Genomic DNA, 16,270 nt, shown 5'->3' with positions numbered 1-16,270 from the left:
AAGGAAAAAAGATGTCTAAACAAAAGTGCTCTGGCGGCGGCAAAAATTCCAAGCCGCACGGTAAAGAGGACAAAAGCGATAAGCTTGAAAAGAAAGAGGCGCTAAAGCAAAAGCTGCGCGAGCTACTAGAGGGCTTAGAGCGCGAGCAAATTCCAAAGCGCGTAATCGCGTGGCACTTCGATCTTTACGAGCCTTACGCGCTACAGCTGGCGGGATCGAGCAGTTATGACGCGGATGACGACGACTGGGCGTGCGAGGACGAGGATGAGTTTTATCCGCAAAGCTCGCGCTTGCAGCTTGATTTTTTAAGCGAACTTTCGTGGCGGCAGGTTTTAAAAATGCTCGTGCAGGCTTTGCGCGAGCTGCGAGAGCAGATGCCAGATGCAAAAATTTTTAAGTACGAGCACGTTGCCGCAGGCTTCGTAGACGGCGATTTGATTTTGATTTAAAGGAGCAACGATGAGAATTTTAACGGGTCTTCAGCCCAGCGGCAAGCTGCATTTGGGCAACTACTTCGCGAGCATCAAGCAGATGGTGGATGCGCAAAACGCGGGAGAGCAGATGTTTATGTTTATCGCAAACTACCATGCGCTCACGTCCGTAAGCGACGGCGCAAAGCTTAAAAGCTCAACCTACGAGGCCGCCGCGGCGTTTTTGTCGCTGGGGATCGATCCGAAAAAGACGGTGTTTTGGGTGCAAAGCGACGTAAAAGAGGTGCTGGAACTTTACTGGATTTTAAGCGGGTATACGCCGATGGGGCTACTCGAGCGAGCGCACGCGTACAAAGACAAGATCGCCAAGGGCTTTGAGAGCAAGCACGATCTGTTTAGCTACCCCGTGCTGATGGCGGCGGACATCCTGCTATACAGCGCGGAGGTCGTGCCCGTGGGCAAGGATCAGATTCAGCACGTCGAGATCGCCCGCGACATCGCGCTTAAATTTAACAACGCCCACGGCGAAATTTTAACTATTCCGCAAGCGCGCGTAAATGATGAAGTGGCGATCGTGCCGGGCACGGACGGTGCCAAGATGAGCAAAAGCTACGGCAATACGATCGATATTTTTGCAGATGCCGCGACGCTAAAGAAGCAAATTTCAAGTATCGTAACGACCTCCGAGCCGCTGGAGGCACCTAAGCAGTGGCGCGGATGTAATGTCTATAATATCGCGAAGCTGTTTTTAAGCGAGGCGGCAGAACAAGCGGCGCTGCGGGCTCGCTACGAGCGCGGAGGCGAGGGGCACGGGCACTTTAAGGCGTATCTAAACGAGCTAGTACTCGGCTACTTCAAAGACGCGCGAGATAAATTCGAATACTATCAAAGCCACCGCGAAATTTTAGACGAGATGCTAAGACAGGGCGCGCAAAGAGCGGCTGCGACGGCTGCTTCATTGATGCAAAAGGTTCGCGCCGCCGTGGGGATTTATCGCTAAGGAGGGTGAGATGACGGATTACGCTAGAGAAATTTTATCTGACGGTAAGCTGCTTCGACAGAAGTTGGAAATTTTCTTGCAAACCCCTAGCAAGGTTGAAATTTACGCACGCACCTGCGAGAAATTTTTCGGCGCCGGCAAGCAGCGCGAACTAACTTACGTAAGCACGTGGAGTTGGTGGGCCTTTTTCGGTACGCTGTTCTTTTTTCTGTACCGCAAGGAGTACAAAATTGCTGCAGCCCTATTTGCCGTTGTGGTGGCTACCTGCTTTATTCCGTTTTTGGATGAATATGATAGAAGTATAGGAATGGCGATTAGCGTCAGTAGCGGAACTATGGCGAAATATTTCGTTTGCTATAGTTTTGTTTCATTGCTGGATAAACAGGACGATGAAGCCCTAAGAAAGGGCGGCGGCGTGAATAGATGGGCGATATGGCTCGCGGTAATATTTTACGCTTTGGTCGCAATCGTGTTTGCGCTGATAATTTCAAACGGCGGCAAGGCTTAGTCGTTTTAAAGGGCTTCCGCACTTAAAACGGCTAAATAAATTTTAAAAAGGAGTAAGAATGAAAGCGATCGTAACGGTGATCGGTAAGGACAAGGTTGGCATTGTGGCGGGCGTTTCGGCCAAGCTCGCGCAGCTTGGGCTAAACATAGACGACATCAGCCAGACGGTTTTGGACGAGTTTTTTACGATGATGGCGGTGGTTTCAAGCGAGGAAAAGCAGGACTTCACGGCACTAAGAGAGGAGCTAAACGAGCTTGGCGAAAAGCTAAAAGTAAAGATCAACATCCAAAGCTCGGCGATATTTGACGCCATGCACAACATCTAAGGCGCACAGATGGACATCAAAAACGTAACCGAAACGATCGCGATGATCGAGGAGCAAAATTTCGACATCCGCACGATCACGATGGGCATCAGCTTGCTTGACTGCATCGATCCCGATATGGGCAAAGCCGCGGAGAAAATTTACGCCAAGATCACAGACAAGGCGCGCGATCTGGTAAAGGTCGGCAATGAAATTTCAGCAGAACTCGGCATCCCGATCGTAAATAAACGCGTCTGCGTAACGCCTATCGCCATCATCGGCGCGACGACGAACGCCACTGACTACGTCCCGCTTGCTAGAGCGATGGACGAGGCGGCGCAAAAGGTCGGTATCGACTTTATCGGCGGCTTTTCGGCGCTCGTGCAAAAGGGCTACGCAAAGGGCGATAAAATTTTAATCGACTCCATCCCTGCCGCGCTCGCCGCGACGCAGAAGGTCTGCTCGTCGGTAAATATCGGCTCGACCAAGACGGGCATAAATATGAGCGCGGTCGCCGATATGGGGCGCGTGATCAAAGAGACGGCGCGGCTTTCAGATCTGGGCGCGGCAAAGCTCGTCGTATTTGCCAACGCCGTCGAGGATAATCCCTTCATGGCGGGCGCATTTCACGGCGTGGGCGAGGCCGAGGTCGTCATAAACGTGGGCGTCAGCGGCCCCGGCGTCGTTAAGCGCGCGCTTGAGAAGGTGCGCGGGGCGAGCTTTGACGTGGTCGCCGAGACCGTAAAAAAGACGGCGTTTAAGATCACGCGCATCGGACAGCTCGTCGGCCAAATGGCGTCTGAGCGCCTAGGCGTGAAATTTGGCATCGTCGATCTATCACTAGCCCCAACCCCTGCGGTGGGCGATTCAGTCGCGCGCGTGCTTGAGGAGATGGGGCTGGAGCGCGTCGGTACGCATGGCACGACGGCTGCGCTTGCGCTACTAAACGACGCGGTCAAAAAGGGCGGAGTGATGGCGTGCAACCAAGTAGGCGGGCTCAGCGGCGCGTTTATCCCTGTTTCCGAAGACGAGGGCATGATCGCCGCAGTGCGCGCAGGATCGCTAAATTTGGAAAAGCTCGAAGCGATGACCGCGATCTGCTCGGTGGGGCTCGATATGATCGCGATCCCACAGGATACGCCCGAGCAGACGATCGCGGCGATCATAGCCGACGAGGCCGCGATCGGCGTGATAAATCAAAAAACGACCGCCGTGCGCATCATCCCAAAAGGCAAAGAGGGCGACACGCTGGAGTTTGGCGGGCTTCTAGGCAGCGCGCCCGTGATGAGCGTAAATAAAAACTCATCTGCCGATTTCATCGCCCGCGGCGGCCAGATCCCCGCGCCTATTCATAGTTTTAAGAACTAAATTTAACCGACCTAAGGAGGAAAGATGAGAGCGTTTGCGTTATTTGCGGCGGCTTTGCTTTTTAGCGGCTGCTCTATAATCTCGGCATTTTATAACAAAGAGAAAAAATTTGAGCTGGCGGGCTTGGGGCAAGACGGGGTCTATAGGACCTCGGACGGCAGCACTGACACGCTAATAAAAATAATGTCCGCCCGCACAAAAGAGGGCGAGCCGTATCGTATAATCCACACGCTGGAAATTCCTAAAAATTCTACCCAAACGGATTTTGATAGCAATGATAAAGAGGTATTTAAAATAGACTGCTCAAAGAATTATTGCGAGCCAAAATACGACGAGGAGCCGAAAAGAATTGCCATTTCTTGGCCTGCGCCGAATGGAGGCGGCGTTTTTGACGGCGTCATATACCTAAAAAATTTACGGCTCGTAAAGGCGTATTAAATTTGCGGATTTAAAAGCGCATAAAATTCGTAAAATTTAACGAGTAAAATTCTAAGTCGCCGCGATGGAATTTTTCGGGCTTTAAATTCTGTGCTACGGGCGTGGAATTTTGAATTAGAATTTCGGCGCGGAATTTCGCTTTTAAATTTTACGGCGTGAAATTTTACGGTGCACTGTCTCTACGGCGCGCGATCCCCGCGGCGCGCTAAAATTTTAAAATTTCGTTGTAAGGCGAGGCGTTAAAATTTCATTACCGCTCGCGGCGGACAAGCGGCGGGTCTTTTAAAATTTTAAATTTTAAAGCGGCTTGCATTGAAATTTTAAAATTTAAAAGCAACCTGTTTCGTTATCATTGCTCGTCCGCTTAAAAAGCGAGCGGGATTCTATTTCGGCGGCGGATTTAAACACAGCGCGCAAAAACAGGTGCAGCATCGAAATTTTAAAAAACGACGCGAAAATATGAGGCGGAAATAAAATGCAAAAAATGGCTTGGAAATTTGGCGAGCTTGAAAAGGTCGCAACGGACGAGGGCTTCATTTGGTACGCGGAGCTGAAGCTAAAAAGCGAAAGCTTCGGTGAGGTGCCGTTTTGCCTCGTGTCTGCAGATACGGCGGATGTGGGCGATGAGACGATTTCGCTTGCTCGGCGCATCGCCCGAGACATTGATCGGTACGTAAAAGACGCCCTCGCCTTCCTACGAGACGAGCTTAGGCGCGAGTATCGTTTGGGCGAGGATGAGCTTAGACTGCTTGACGCGCCCGTTTGCGATCTGCCGTTTGAGCTTCCGCAATGCACGTTTTACGCGCGCGATACGCAGTGGCTGATGAGATTTGCCGAGGGCGCGCTTGATATTTGCGAGCCTTTCGGCATCGGGGTGATTTTCGAGGGCGAAAGACCGCTGCGCGTGGAAAATTTAGAGCTTAGCAGAGAGTATTAACCGCGGATAAAATTTTAAATTTAGAGGCGATTTTAAAATTTACGTAGCGCGCAGATCGGCACACTATGGCGCACTCCCGCGGATAAATTTAAATCGCGGCTCGTTGCCGTTTTGAAATTTTGTGGCGCACTGCGGCGGCTAAGATGCGCTTTGACAAGGCAGCGTCTAAATTTCATTTCCCGCGCTGTGTCGCGCAAATCCCTCTTTCGTGCCCTTAAAAGCGAGCGTTTATGACCGCGGCGCGAATGTAGGTGCAGGCAGTCTTGGAATTCTACGTAAAATTTTGAAAGTATCCGCGCACAACGGCGCGTAAAAAGTACGCGCAAACTCGGCGTCTGGGTGCATGTCCGCTCATAGCCGCTACGGATTGAGCGAGCGAAGCAACAGAATTTAACGCAGGGCGCGCGCGGGAAAAAGTCGAATATGGGTGCGGAGAGATGCAAAAAAAAGCGAGAAAAAAGCGTAAAGGCGCGCGGCGGTATAGAGTGCGATAGCACGGACTGCCGTAAATCGGGCTCGTAAATTACGGATCGAAAGCGAGCTGAAACAAAAAGTTCGGCGCGTAAATTTACGGATCGGGCGTCTAGGAAAGGACGGGACGTGCGTCGCGAATTTAGCGATTTGGCGCGCAGAACGCGAATCAAAAAGCGCCATAAGCAAAGAGGCGCGCAGCGAAATTTTGCATTCTTTGAAATTTTATGAAATTTTGCCGTAAAATTCACGCCTTTTTGAAATTCTATAAAATTTCGCTCGCAGAGCTTGCCCGTGAAATTTTAAAGCTCTTGGCGGTCTGTTTTGAAACTTATAAAGCAGATCGCCGCGCAGGCGCCGCCGCGTAAAATTTGAGATCAAAGTAATCTGAAAGCGGAAATTTAAAGCGCGGGTAAATTTGGCTTGCAAATTACGGATCGGGCGTCTGCGATGGCAACGGCGCGGAGTGCAAATTTGGCGAGAAAATCGATCTATAAATTTCGCGCGCAGACTATCTTAAATTTAACGAGTAAATTTTAAAACTCGCCTCGCAGAGTTTGCGCGCCCAAATTTACGCTCTACCTCGCGGCATTTGCCGCGCATATCGTGCAAATTTAATGCTCTGCATGGACGGCATTTGGCGCGTGAATTTCGCTCTGTGTTGCGCGCGCAAATTTTACGCTCCGCCAGGTGGAATTTAACGTGCAAATTTCACGACGAAATTTCAGGGCGTTTCGAGTCTCGCGATTTACAGCTTCCTAAGTTTTGCGATCTCATCGCGTAGTGCAGCGGCCTTTTCAAACTCCAGCGCTGCCGCGGCATCGAGCATCTGCTTGCGAAGCTCTTTTACGATCTTGGCGCGCTCGGCGGCGGGCATCTTCTCTAAATTGGCACCCTTTCTTAAAATTTCGGTGCCGTCCTCGATCTTTAGGCTCTCCTCGATATTGCGGCTCGCAGAATGCGGGGTTATGCCGTGGGCGCGGTTGTATTCATCTTGAAATTTGCGGCGCTTTTGGGTAATGTCGATCGCCTCTTGCATCGAAGCGGTGATCTTTTTGCAAAACATCACGACCTGCCCGTGCACGTTTCGCGCAGCCCGCCCCATCGTCTGAATTAGGCTCGTGCGCGAGCGCAAAAAGCCCTCTTTGTCGGCATCCATGATCGCGATAAGGCTTACTTCGGGCAGATCGAGCCCCTCGCGGAGCAAATTTATACCGATTAGCATATCGTATTCGCCGCTGCGTAGGCCGCGGATGAGTTCGTTGCGCTCGATCGCATCTATATCCGAGTGCATATATTTGACCTTAAGCCCAAGCTCCAGATAGTATTTGCTCAGCTCCTCCGCCATCTTTTTGGTTAGCACGGTAACCAAAATTCGCTCGTCGCGCGCGATGACCTCCTTTGCCATATCGTGTAAAATTTCGACCTGGTTGTCGCTGTCTTTTAAAATAATTTGCGGATCGAGCAGTCCCGTCGGGCGCAGTATCTGCTCATATACGGCTCCGCGGCTAAGACCAAGCTCGTAATCATTTGGCGTTGCGGAGACGAATAGAAATTTAGCCTTTTTATTGATAAACTCATCAAACATCAGCGGGCGGTTATCAAGTGCGCTAGGCAGGCGGAAGCCGTATTCTACGAGCGTTTCTTTTCGGCTGCGATCTCCTGCGAACATCCCGCGAAACTGCGGCAAGCTCACGTGGCTTTCATCGACGATGACGAGATAGTCCTTGCCCTTGCTCTCGTAGTAATCAAAGAGCGAATAGGGCGTCTCGCCCGGCTTTTGACCGGTCAGATAACGCGCGTAGTTTTCGATCCCCTTGCACATCCCCGTAGCGCCCAGCATCTCAAGGTCAAATTCCACTCGCCCTTTCAGCCGCTGCGCCTCGACGAGCTTGCCCGCGTTCTCGAAAAATTTCAGCCTCTGCTCAAGCTCCTCCTCGATCCCTTTGATCGTCGATTTCAGGCGCTGCTCGCCTACGATGAACTGGCTCGTCGGGTAGAGAATAAATTTTTTGACGCTCTGCGTCTTTTTGTTTTCTAGCACGTCCAGATGATACATCGCCTCTATCTCGTCGCCGAAAAACTCGATCCTAAACGCCTCGTCGTTAAAATATGCGGGGTAGATGTCGATCACGTCGCCGTTTACGCGAAAATTCCCGCGATCAAAAAAATCGTCGTTGCGTTTGTAGCCCATATCGACAAGCTTGCGAAGCAAAAATTTAGTGCTAAATTTTGATCCGATCTCAAAAAATAGCACCATGCCTTTGTATTCGGCGGGATCGCCCAGGCCGTAGTTTGCCGAAACCGATGCCACGGTGATGACGTCGTCGAAGCTTAGCAAGCTCGCAGTGGCGCTTAGCCGCAAGCGCTCGAGCTCTTGGTTTACGTCGCTGTCCTTTTCGATGAAAAGATCCTGTCTTGGGATGTAGGCCTCGGGCTGATAATAATCGTAGTAGCTGATGAAGTACTCGACGTGATTTTGCGGGAAAAAGCCCTTGAACTCGCTATAAAGCTGCGCCGCGAGAGATTTATTATGTGTCATTACGAGCGCTGGAATTTCAAGACGCTTGATGATATTTGCCATGGTAAAAGTTTTACCCGAGCCGGTAACGCCGAGAAGAGTTTGGTATTTATTGCCGCTTTGAAAGCCCGCGACGATGCCCTCGATCGCTTTTTCTTGATCCTCGCTTGGGGAGAATTTGCTCTCGATTTTAAAATTTTGCAAAATTTTTCCTTTTTTAAAGCCAAAATTGGGTAATATTTTCATTTAAATTATATCAGAAAAGGCGAAATAATGGAATCAATCTTTGACGAAGAGAAAAAGGTCGAGGGCTTAAGCAATAAAGTAGCTGAGCTGATTAGACGATACACCGAGGCTAGAGACGAAAACGAAAAGCTACGCACAGAGCTAGCGACGGTCAAGGCGCAAAACGAGGCTTTGGGAATGCAGCTTGGCACGCTTGAAAACGATCTGGCATATCGCAAGATGAGCGATGAGGATCTAAGCAAGCAGATTGACGATATTTTGGCGGGCGATAATTTAGGCGAGAAATGAAAGAAATTTCAGTTCAGCTAACGAGTAAGTCTTTGACGAAAAAATACGCGATAAGCCTGGATGATGACTTTGCGAAGGTCTTCGGCAGGGACTGGCGGATTTTAACTCGTGGCAGCGATCATCTGGATGCGGGCGAACTGCTTGAAGCCTATATCCAAAAAAGCTACGAAAATTTCATGCTTAATAAAAAAATAGATGCCTTGGTAAAAGACATCGATGAAGGAGTAAAATGATGAAAATGAGAAAAGGTGCGGCAGTAGGCGGCGGCGTAAGCGGGATAATATTTTTAGCTATTATAATCTTCGTGATAGTAAAAATAATATATCCTAAATTAAGCGGTGCTAAGGATGAGGTTTTAGTAAAAGCTTATGCAGTCGAGCTTGAAGGCGTCTTTAAAGATATACAACGCGACTACTTAAATCAAGGAAATTTTCGCGAGCTAAAGAGTATGACGGGCTCCAGACAGTTTAGCGATAGCGATCTGGCACGTAGCTTAGCAGTCAATCAAAGCTTTACCTATGGCGTAGGACCGAAACTGAAAAACGATATGATCTTTTGTGCGACGATCACCTTGCGTCAAGATAGTGATGGATATTTTTTCGAGACCTCGAATATCAACCGCAACAGGGAGCGCTGCGAAGCATTTCATAAAGATACGACCTATATGAAGCTAAACGGCTTTAGGATAGGCAAATAATTTTTAAAATTTAATCGCGCGACTGCTATGGATTCGTAAAGCGTACGTGTAGCATGAGCGCGATAGTGCTAGTGAAGTGTGATAAGCCGTACATCGGCTCGCACCTCGTGCCAAAAACATGCTAATATTTCAAGAATTCATCTTTATAGGCATTTTTTAAAATTTAGCTTTAAAATCGGCATTTTTGCATTTGTATTGACAGCTTATTGGTTAAATTTTAATCATATTTTAGTTTGCAATTCATATCGGTCATGATTTATGCTATTGCGGTTAAATTTATGAAATGTGTGCTTTGAAGCTATGCCCCTCGCGTGACGCGATATGAGCTGAGATTTACGAAAAGCGCCTTATAAAACAAGCGTATTAAAGCAAAATATCAAGATCATCTTAAATTTATTGAAATTCGCACTCCAAAAGCGCGCAGAATTTTATCGGCGCGGGTTTGGGCATGAGTTTTAAAAATCTCTCATAGAATTTTATCGCCGATTCTCAACCGCCGATTTGATCCATCTGCGTAAATAATCTAGCTGCTGCGGCGTATAGAACCAATGCTCGCCGTTTTTCATAACGCTTAAGGTGCAGCCGAACTTCTGCGCGAAATTTCTAACGATACAAAGAGGCGTCATATCGTCGTTTTCTGCATATAGAATCCTGCTGGGCGTTTCCCACTTAGTGATCGGATTATTCAAAACAAAACTCCAATATTCCCAAAAAAGCGGTTGCCGGGCAGGGGCAAAATCATCCGCTCTTGCTTCAATCGCTCTTCGCTAACGCCGGCCCTACGCATAATATTTGAAATAACGTATTTCATATCAAGTATCGGCGAGAGGAAGAGGCAGTCGCTAAGCTTTTCGTTGCGGAAGCTTTGCAGGCCGAGCCATGCTCCTAGGCTAACAGCAAACAGCGCGACCTCGTCCCAGCGCTTCTTTGCGTACGATAAAATTTCACGAAATTCCAAAATAGCGCGCCGCGGATCGCAAGAAGCGGGCTCGTGCCGCCTCTGTCCGTGCCCGGGCAAGTCAAAGCTAATAACCTGCCAGCCTTGCTCGCAAACGACGGAAGCTAAAAGCTCCGCATCATCTTTACTTCCGCCCTGTCCGTGAGCGTAGATATAAACCTTTTTCGAGCGGCTTCCCCAAACGGCAGCGGGAATGCCACGTATCTCAATCGCGCTCTTTTGCATTTTTCGTTCCTTTAAATTTTTTGCGTCGATACCCGCATTTGCGGCAATGCTACAAGCAAAACCATAAATATTGCCAAAAATTTAATAGCGCGCCCTGCTAGACTGCCTGCGATTAGCGATAAATTTTAAAATTTTACGCGCGAGCTGCGCCTGCCGCTTTGTTTTAAAATTTAGCCGCACGAAATTTCAGGCGGCATGATTTTGATTCTTGCAGCACAATTAAAATTCTATATCGTAGAAATTTTGCGCTGTCAGGCTGCAAAAATTCTTGCTACGAAATTCTGTATCGCAATTGCACGCGCCGTGAAATTTGCGTATTAAAATTTTCACGCCGTAGAATTCTGCAAGCTGCGAAATTTAAAATTTAAGGCCACGCAAATTTTATCGCGACTCGTGCAAAATTTTAAAATTTTACGTTTGCTTTATTTGCAGGCTGCGCGAATAAATACCGCTTAAATTTTAAATTCCAAGCGGGCTCGCGCCTCAGAAGTTAAAATTTGCGCTAATTCATAAGCCCCGCTCAAGATGCGGCTTTTAAAATTTCAGTGCTTGATAGCGCCCGCAATCGCGCTGTGTTTGCCATGAGCACATCCAAAAAGCTTAAAAAATCAATCCCGCGGCGCCGAGCTTGACCCCTAAAGAGATAACTATCAAAACCCCAAGCCCCGCAAAAAAGCCCGCCAGCACGTCATCTAGCATCACGCCGAGCCCGCCCTTTACGTCGCGATCCACGCGCCCGATGATCGAGGGTTTGCAGATGTCAAACGCCCTGAAAAACAATAGTGCCAAAATCATCGCGACGATCGAGATCCTGCTGCTCTCAAAGCCCGCGATCAGCTCCCGCAGCGGCAGCGAAAAGATCTCGCCCGCGGGCGCTGCGACGCACATCGCGATCCACACCCCCACGACTTCGTCGATGACGATCTCGCTGTTATCGTGCGCGCCTACCCGCCTTTCGTAATCGCTTACGATCTTAAGCGAGACGAAAAAGACGAGAGCGGCGCACAAAAACAGCGTCACCTCGCCCGCTAGCATCAAAATCGCAAGACCTACTATCCAGCCTGCGATGCTGCCCCAGGTGCCCGGTGCGGGCTTTAGTAGCCCCGCGCCGAAAAATGTAACGAAAATTTTATCCATAATTGTCCTTTTAAATTTTACTTTTTAAAATTTTACCGCTTATTTTAATTAGAGCATCTGCTCACGCGCAAAAATTTTAAATTTCGTTTGCGCGTGCGAGGAAATTTTAAATTTTGTTCGTGCATATAGAATTTAAATTTCGCCCGCTTACACGAAATCAGTTCTACTCGCTCGCCACGAATTTTGCTCACTAACGTAGGAATTTTAAAATTCTACTCATTTGCGTAAAAATTTTAAAATTTTGCTCGCTTGCGCGGAGTTTTCAAACACGTCCGCAAACGCAAGGCATTTTGCGCGAGCGAGCAGTCGTTGCGCTGCATCCGAGTTTTGCGCTGTAACTCGCAGCAACCGCTTAATTTTAAAATTTTAGGTTCGCTTGCCGAAAACTTAAAATTTAGATCCGCCGCACTTCTAATTTACACATCCACCGCGCCTTAAAATTTTAAATTCGCTTCGCCACAAAATTTTACGCCAAATCTGCGTCCGCCGCTCTTTATGCTATAAAATTCCGCGCAGTCCTTTCTTTTCGCACTATGAAATTTTACTTTACGTCTAGCCGCCGTAAATTCTAACGTCGCGAAATTTTACCCTCTGCCTAGCTTCCGCAAATTCCACGTCATTTTTTGCGTTGCGCCCTCAAACGCTACGTCTTTAGCGCGCTGGTTTGATACAGCTGCATCAGCTGCTCGTAAAACTCGCTCTCGCCGTGGCTCTGTAAGATCCCGCTGTTTGGAAAAAGCTCGTCGTAGAGCTTTTGCAGATCTGAAAATCGCGCGGGAAAAAGCTCGCTTAAAATCATCGCCGAGATCTCTTTACGCATAAAAATCGCGGGTGGCAAAATCCCCGCGCGCAGCAGTGCTTTTAGATTTTGCGTGCGGTAATGCACGTGATGATGAGCGCCGTGAGGGCAGTTTTTGGTGCTTACGAGCACCTTACACTTCTCGCAATAGACGTATTCTGGCATAAGCAAAATCTCGATTTCGCCGCGCTTTTGATACTCGTCTAGCACCGAATGCACGCCGCCTCCTTCGAAAAATAGCTCTATATTTGCGTGATTTTGCCCAAAAATTATTTTGTTTATACCTAAATTTTTTGCGATCGCGCATTGCAGGGCGGGCTTGTCGTCAAAAATCGCAAGCGAGCCCAGATCGATCATCATGGCGCGTTGCGCGACCAAAAAATTTTGCAGTAAATAGCTTAGTGTTTTTTTGCGTAGCTCGTAGGGCAGGGCATCCGTGCTGCTCGTGCCGGTTAAAAAAATAACCACGAAATCCGCCTTGTCGATCATATGCCTAATCAGCCGCTCATGCACGCGGTGGATCGGATCGGCGCAGGTAAAAAACGCTGAAATTTTAGGCGCGGCAAGCGAGCTTGCGACTTTTTTTATGCGCGCGATTTGCTCTGCAAGACCATCTTTTAGCAGCGTGATGCGCCCCTGCACCGCAGTTTGCTCTGCGTATGCGTTTTGAAATATTGAGCCTGTTACCTCGCTTACGCTTGGGGCATAAACGTCGCTAACGTCTATGCGCGCGACAAGCTCACAAGAGACGGGATTTGCAGCGGAATTTTTGATGAAATTTTCGGTGGAATTTGAGATAAAATTTCCCGCCGAATTTGCTACGGATTTTGAATCTGTGCTGCAAACGCGATTGAGTACGGAATTTTCGGCAAAGCTCTGCGCGGAATTTACTGCAGAATTTTCACTAGAGCTTTTCGCCAAATCCAAAGCGGCATTTTTCGCAGATTTTACATCTGTGCTGCGAGTAAAAGTTTGATCGTAGCTCGCAGCAAGGCTTTCTATATGGTCTAAGCCCTCGCTTGTGGCGTTTATAGCGCTTTGCGCACTTGCAGTGCGCGCGAAATCCGTGCCGCTTTTCGCAAAACTCTGCTCATTTTGCGCCGCAGCAGAAACTCCATCCTGCAAGTTGAGCGATCCTTTAGCTAGCAAATACGCGCCGTTCTCGCCGCTAAGGAAATTTTTGGTGCGTTCAGCTATGCCGTCCTTGCTAAGATAAAGCTCCAAAATATCGCCTTTTTTTGCGTCCGCGCAGGAAAAAACGAAATTTATGCCGCATACGCTTAGCTTGCTTGGGCGCAGTAGCTCGCAGCTCTTGCCAAAAGCGCCGTTTGCGAGCAGGCTCAGGACATTTAGGTCGGAGCGCGAGATCTCTATCTTGCGGATTTGCGTTGCGCTATTATTTGCGCCTTTGCTCTCGCTTCCGGCTTGCTCTGCTTTTAAATTTCTTGCCGCTCCCTTAACTTGCACCTCGTCTTTTCTGGCATTACTAGCTTTTGACATTTTTAAATTCCGCATCGTTTTTAAATCACGCTTTGCTTTTGAGTTCTGTGATGCTTTTAAATTTTGCTTCGCTTCTAAATTCTGCGCCGCGTCACTCGAAGCTATTGCGACGTTTAGAGTTTTTGTGCCGCTTAAAATTCCTTCGCTTTCAAGCGGTTTTATTTCGTTTAAATTGCCGGTATCGCGCGAAATTTCCATCTCGCCTGCGATCCATACCGAGCGCGCGCGGCTATTTTTTTCTTGCGATGCCATATTTTTTCCTTTTCTCCCAAAGCGATTTTCGCGAAATCCCAAGTGCCGCTGCCAGATCGGAGTCGAAATACTCGTCTTGGTACGCTACGATCGTGAGCTTTACGTATTCTTCGATGCTTAAAATTTCGCTGCGTTCTTTGCTGCTGCCAAGCGTAATTTCGTCGTTAAAGCCTTTTTGCGCGCCGATGGATCCGACGATTATACGCATGGATTTGGTTTTGTTTATAAATTTTTCCTTCTGCGCGCCGCTTAGGCTATCAAAATCTGGTGCGTAAAAAATCTCCGCGCCGCGTTCTAGCGGCTCAGGGCTTTGCGCGGATAGAATTTTAAGGCGCGATTTTAGCGCAAGCGCGATCTTAAATACCGCCGCAGCTCGCGCTGCCGCATCGCCGCGCAAAAGAAGCGGGAATTTTATCTGCGCTAAACGCGCGGGCGGTATTTCGCACGAAAGAGAGACTTCTTTAAGCAGCGCCTCGTAGGCTTCGTTTTGCGATTTTAGCGAGCGAAACTGCGCGTAGTGCTCGATCTTTTTTATGAGCTCCTCTATCATAAAAGGCTTTTGGATATAATCCGTCGCGCCCGCTTTTACGGGGTTTAGCACCGTTTCGCTATCGACGTAGGCGACCATTAAAATTATGATCGAGCGCCTAAATTTCTCGATCAGCGGATAAAAGCTCGCGCCGCTCCAGCTCGTAGAGAGCAGCACCGCCTCAAACTCCTCCGCAAGGCCCGCCGCGGCCGCCAAACTCGCCGCGTTAGTGCATTCATGTCCCAGCGCACCCAGCTTGTTTGCGATACTTTGCGCTAGATAAATTTCGCTTTCTATGATTAAAATTTTCATACGTCCTGCGCCTCTGCTGCGTGCTTTTGCCAGTCGTAGAATTTCAAGTTTACCGCAGCCTGTGCGGCGATGCCTTCGCTTCTGCCCGTAAATCCCAGCCCTTCGGTCGTGGTCGCTTTGACATTGACGCGCGCGCAGTTTAAAATTTCGCTTAAAACCTCCTGCATCTGCGCTTTGTAGGCTCCGATCTTCGGGCGCTGCGCGATGATCGTAATATCGGCATTTACGAGCTCGTAGCCGTAGCCTCTGACGCGCCGCATTACCTTTCGTAACAGCTCCTTGCTGTCCGCGCCTTTAAGATTGGCGTCGCTATCGGGGAAGAGCTCGCCGATGTCGCCCAGCATCGCCGCGCCGCAAATAGCGTCGATTAGGGCATGGATCGCTACGTCACCGTCGCTGTGCGCGATCAGCGCGAACTCGCACGGAACCTGTACGCCGCCAAGCACGATGCCCGCGCCTTTTTCAAGCGCATGCACATCGTAACCCGTACCGCAAAAAATATCGCGCGAGCAGGGTTTTAAATTTAGCGCCGCCAGATCGCTTGCGCGCGTGATCTTAAGCGCGCCCGCTTCACCTTTTATAAATTCCAACCGTCCGCCCGCGCTGCCGACCGCCGCGCTGTCGTCGGTAAAAATTTCGCTTCCTTCAAGCGCCTTTTTAAGCAGCGCCGTGCGCGAAAGCTGCGGCGTTTGGATGAGGCGCAGCTCCTCCCGCTTTACTACGTTCTCGCCGAGGTAGGTCGTGTCGTTTACGCCAAGATAGGGGCTGATACAGTCCGCACCGCCTAAATTTCGTATCAGCGAGGAGATTAGCTCAGGCGAAATTTGCGCGCGCGCCACGTCGCTTACGAGCACGAGCTCGCTCTCTACGAGCTTTAGCGCGTTTTTTAGCGAGCTTTGGCGATTTGCACCGCCGGGGGCGAAGTGAAATTTTAAATTTGAAGAGCCGCATTCATCTGCGTCGCATCCGATCCCGCCCTGCTTGCTTTGAAATTTATACTCGCTCGTGTCGCACTCCGCGCTTTCGCCGCGCACCGAAGCCGAGCTGTACGCATAGATGCGCTCGCAATAGCTCACGTCCTCCTCGTTTACGGCGATTATGATTTTTTTAAATGGGTGCGCCTGCGCAATGCTCTGCGCGACGTATTGCCAAAGCGGTAGCTCGCCCACGCGCAACCACTGCTTTTTGACGCTCAGCTCAAACCTGCTCGAATCGCCCGCGGCGAGCAAAATCAGCGATATATCTTTCAAATTTTATCCTTGAAATTTTGTTACGAAATTATACGTATTAAAAATGAAAGCAAAATTAATCGCGGCTTGCGCGCTAAAATATCTTAAACTTAGGCGTAA

At 49.2% G+C, this 16,270-nt stretch carries 16 protein-coding genes; 9 read left to right on the top strand and 7 right to left on the bottom strand.

The features are described from left to right. Positions 1-459: 459 nt before the first annotated feature. The 6 genes from trpS to QZ367_RS08990 all read left to right on the top strand — a co-directional run bounded on the left by trpS (position 460) and on the right by QZ367_RS08990 (position 4,986). Positions 460-1,431 carry a tryptophan--tRNA ligase gene (gene trpS / locus QZ367_RS09015; protein WP_291939886.1) on the top strand — a complete coding sequence of 324 codons (972 nt, stop codon included), beginning with the start codon at positions 460-462 and terminating at the stop codon, positions 1,429-1,431. A 10-nt stretch (positions 1,432-1,441) separates the two neighbouring features. Then, the gene (locus QZ367_RS09010; protein WP_291939882.1) at positions 1,442-1,939 is read left to right on the top strand and encodes a DUF2628 domain-containing protein; all 498 of its coding nucleotides are present in this window, start codon (positions 1,442-1,444) and stop codon (positions 1,937-1,939) included. Between the two features lie 58 nt (positions 1,940-1,997). Then, the gene (locus QZ367_RS09005) at positions 1,998-2,264 is read left to right on the top strand and encodes an ACT domain-containing protein (protein WP_005871308.1); all 267 of its coding nucleotides are present in this window, start codon (positions 1,998-2,000) and stop codon (positions 2,262-2,264) included. A gap of 9 nt (positions 2,265-2,273) precedes the next feature. Continuing rightward, the gene (locus tag QZ367_RS09000) at positions 2,274-3,611 is read left to right on the top strand and encodes a PFL family protein (protein ID WP_291939878.1); all 1,338 of its coding nucleotides are present in this window, start codon (positions 2,274-2,276) and stop codon (positions 3,609-3,611) included. A 24-nt stretch (positions 3,612-3,635) separates the two neighbouring features. Then, the gene (locus QZ367_RS08995; RefSeq protein ID WP_291939876.1) at positions 3,636-4,049 is read left to right on the top strand and encodes a hypothetical protein; all 414 of its coding nucleotides are present in this window, start codon (positions 3,636-3,638) and stop codon (positions 4,047-4,049) included. A gap of 475 nt (positions 4,050-4,524) precedes the next feature. Continuing rightward, the gene (locus tag QZ367_RS08990; RefSeq protein ID WP_291939874.1) at positions 4,525-4,986 is read left to right on the top strand and encodes a hypothetical protein; all 462 of its coding nucleotides are present in this window, start codon (positions 4,525-4,527) and stop codon (positions 4,984-4,986) included. Positions 4,987-6,205: 1,219 nt separating this feature from the next. Here QZ367_RS08990 and uvrB read toward each other — a convergent pair. After that, complete coding sequence (gene uvrB, locus QZ367_RS08985) at positions 6,206-8,224, bottom strand: excinuclease ABC subunit UvrB (protein WP_291939872.1); 2,019 nt, start codon at positions 8,222-8,224, stop codon at positions 6,206-6,208. A 27-nt stretch (positions 8,225-8,251) separates the two neighbouring features. On the opposite strand from uvrB, the gene QZ367_RS08980 reads away from it, so the two are divergent. Genes QZ367_RS08980 through QZ367_RS08970 form a run of 3 tightly spaced genes read left to right on the top strand, consistent with a single transcriptional unit; the run spans position 8,252 to position 9,209 of the window. After that, on the top strand, positions 8,252-8,512 hold the full coding sequence (locus QZ367_RS08980) for a hypothetical protein (RefSeq protein ID WP_005871316.1): 261 nt from the start codon (positions 8,252-8,254) through the stop codon (positions 8,510-8,512). Continuing rightward, positions 8,509-8,745: a hypothetical protein gene (locus tag QZ367_RS08975; RefSeq protein WP_005871317.1), complete on the top strand. Its 237-nt coding sequence runs from the start codon at positions 8,509-8,511 to the stop codon at positions 8,743-8,745. Before QZ367_RS08980 ends, QZ367_RS08975 begins: the two co-directional genes overlap by 4 nt. Continuing rightward, positions 8,742-9,209, top strand: coding sequence for a hypothetical protein (locus tag QZ367_RS08970; RefSeq protein ID WP_291939866.1), 468 nt, complete (start codon positions 8,742-8,744; stop codon positions 9,207-9,209). Before QZ367_RS08975 ends, QZ367_RS08970 begins: the two co-directional genes overlap by 4 nt. A gap of 476 nt (positions 9,210-9,685) precedes the next feature. Here QZ367_RS08970 and QZ367_RS08965 read toward each other — a convergent pair whose 3' ends face one another. The 6 genes from QZ367_RS08965 to ispF form a co-directional block, all read right to left on the bottom strand. Beyond that, positions 9,686-9,898, bottom strand: coding sequence for a hypothetical protein (locus QZ367_RS08965; protein WP_291939863.1), 213 nt, complete (start codon positions 9,896-9,898; stop codon positions 9,686-9,688). Next, entirely contained in the window at positions 9,895-10,392 is a 498-nt protein-coding gene (locus QZ367_RS08960) for an alpha/beta hydrolase (RefSeq protein WP_291939860.1), read from the bottom strand. Before QZ367_RS08960 ends, QZ367_RS08965 begins: the two co-directional genes overlap by 4 nt. 600 nt (positions 10,393-10,992) lie before the next feature. Beyond that, positions 10,993-11,529, bottom strand: coding sequence for a phosphatidylglycerophosphatase A (locus QZ367_RS08955; protein ID WP_291939857.1), 537 nt, complete (start codon positions 11,527-11,529; stop codon positions 10,993-10,995). A 643-nt stretch (positions 11,530-12,172) separates the two neighbouring features. Beyond that, positions 12,173-14,080 carry a hypothetical protein gene (locus tag QZ367_RS08950; protein WP_291939855.1) on the bottom strand — a complete coding sequence of 636 codons (1,908 nt, stop codon included), beginning with the start codon at positions 14,078-14,080 and terminating at the stop codon, positions 12,173-12,175. Then, positions 14,058-14,921 (bottom strand): response regulator, encoded by an 864-nt coding sequence (locus QZ367_RS08945; RefSeq protein WP_291939853.1) that lies wholly within the window; start codon positions 14,919-14,921, stop codon positions 14,058-14,060. The genes QZ367_RS08950 and QZ367_RS08945 overlap by 23 nt, the downstream gene beginning before the upstream one ends. After that, positions 14,918-16,171, bottom strand: coding sequence for a 2-C-methyl-D-erythritol 2,4-cyclodiphosphate synthase (gene ispF / locus QZ367_RS08940; protein WP_291939851.1), 1,254 nt, complete (start codon positions 16,169-16,171; stop codon positions 14,918-14,920). Before ispF ends, QZ367_RS08945 begins: the two co-directional genes overlap by 4 nt. Positions 16,172-16,270: the final 99 nt, after the last annotated feature.

The sequence above is a fragment of the Campylobacter sp. genome, assembly GCF_019423325.1.
Lineage (GTDB): Bacteria > Campylobacterota > Campylobacteria > Campylobacterales > Campylobacteraceae > Campylobacter_B.
The sequence above is the reverse complement of the archived record's forward strand: the minus strand, read 5'-3'. Positions and strand labels throughout refer to the sequence as shown.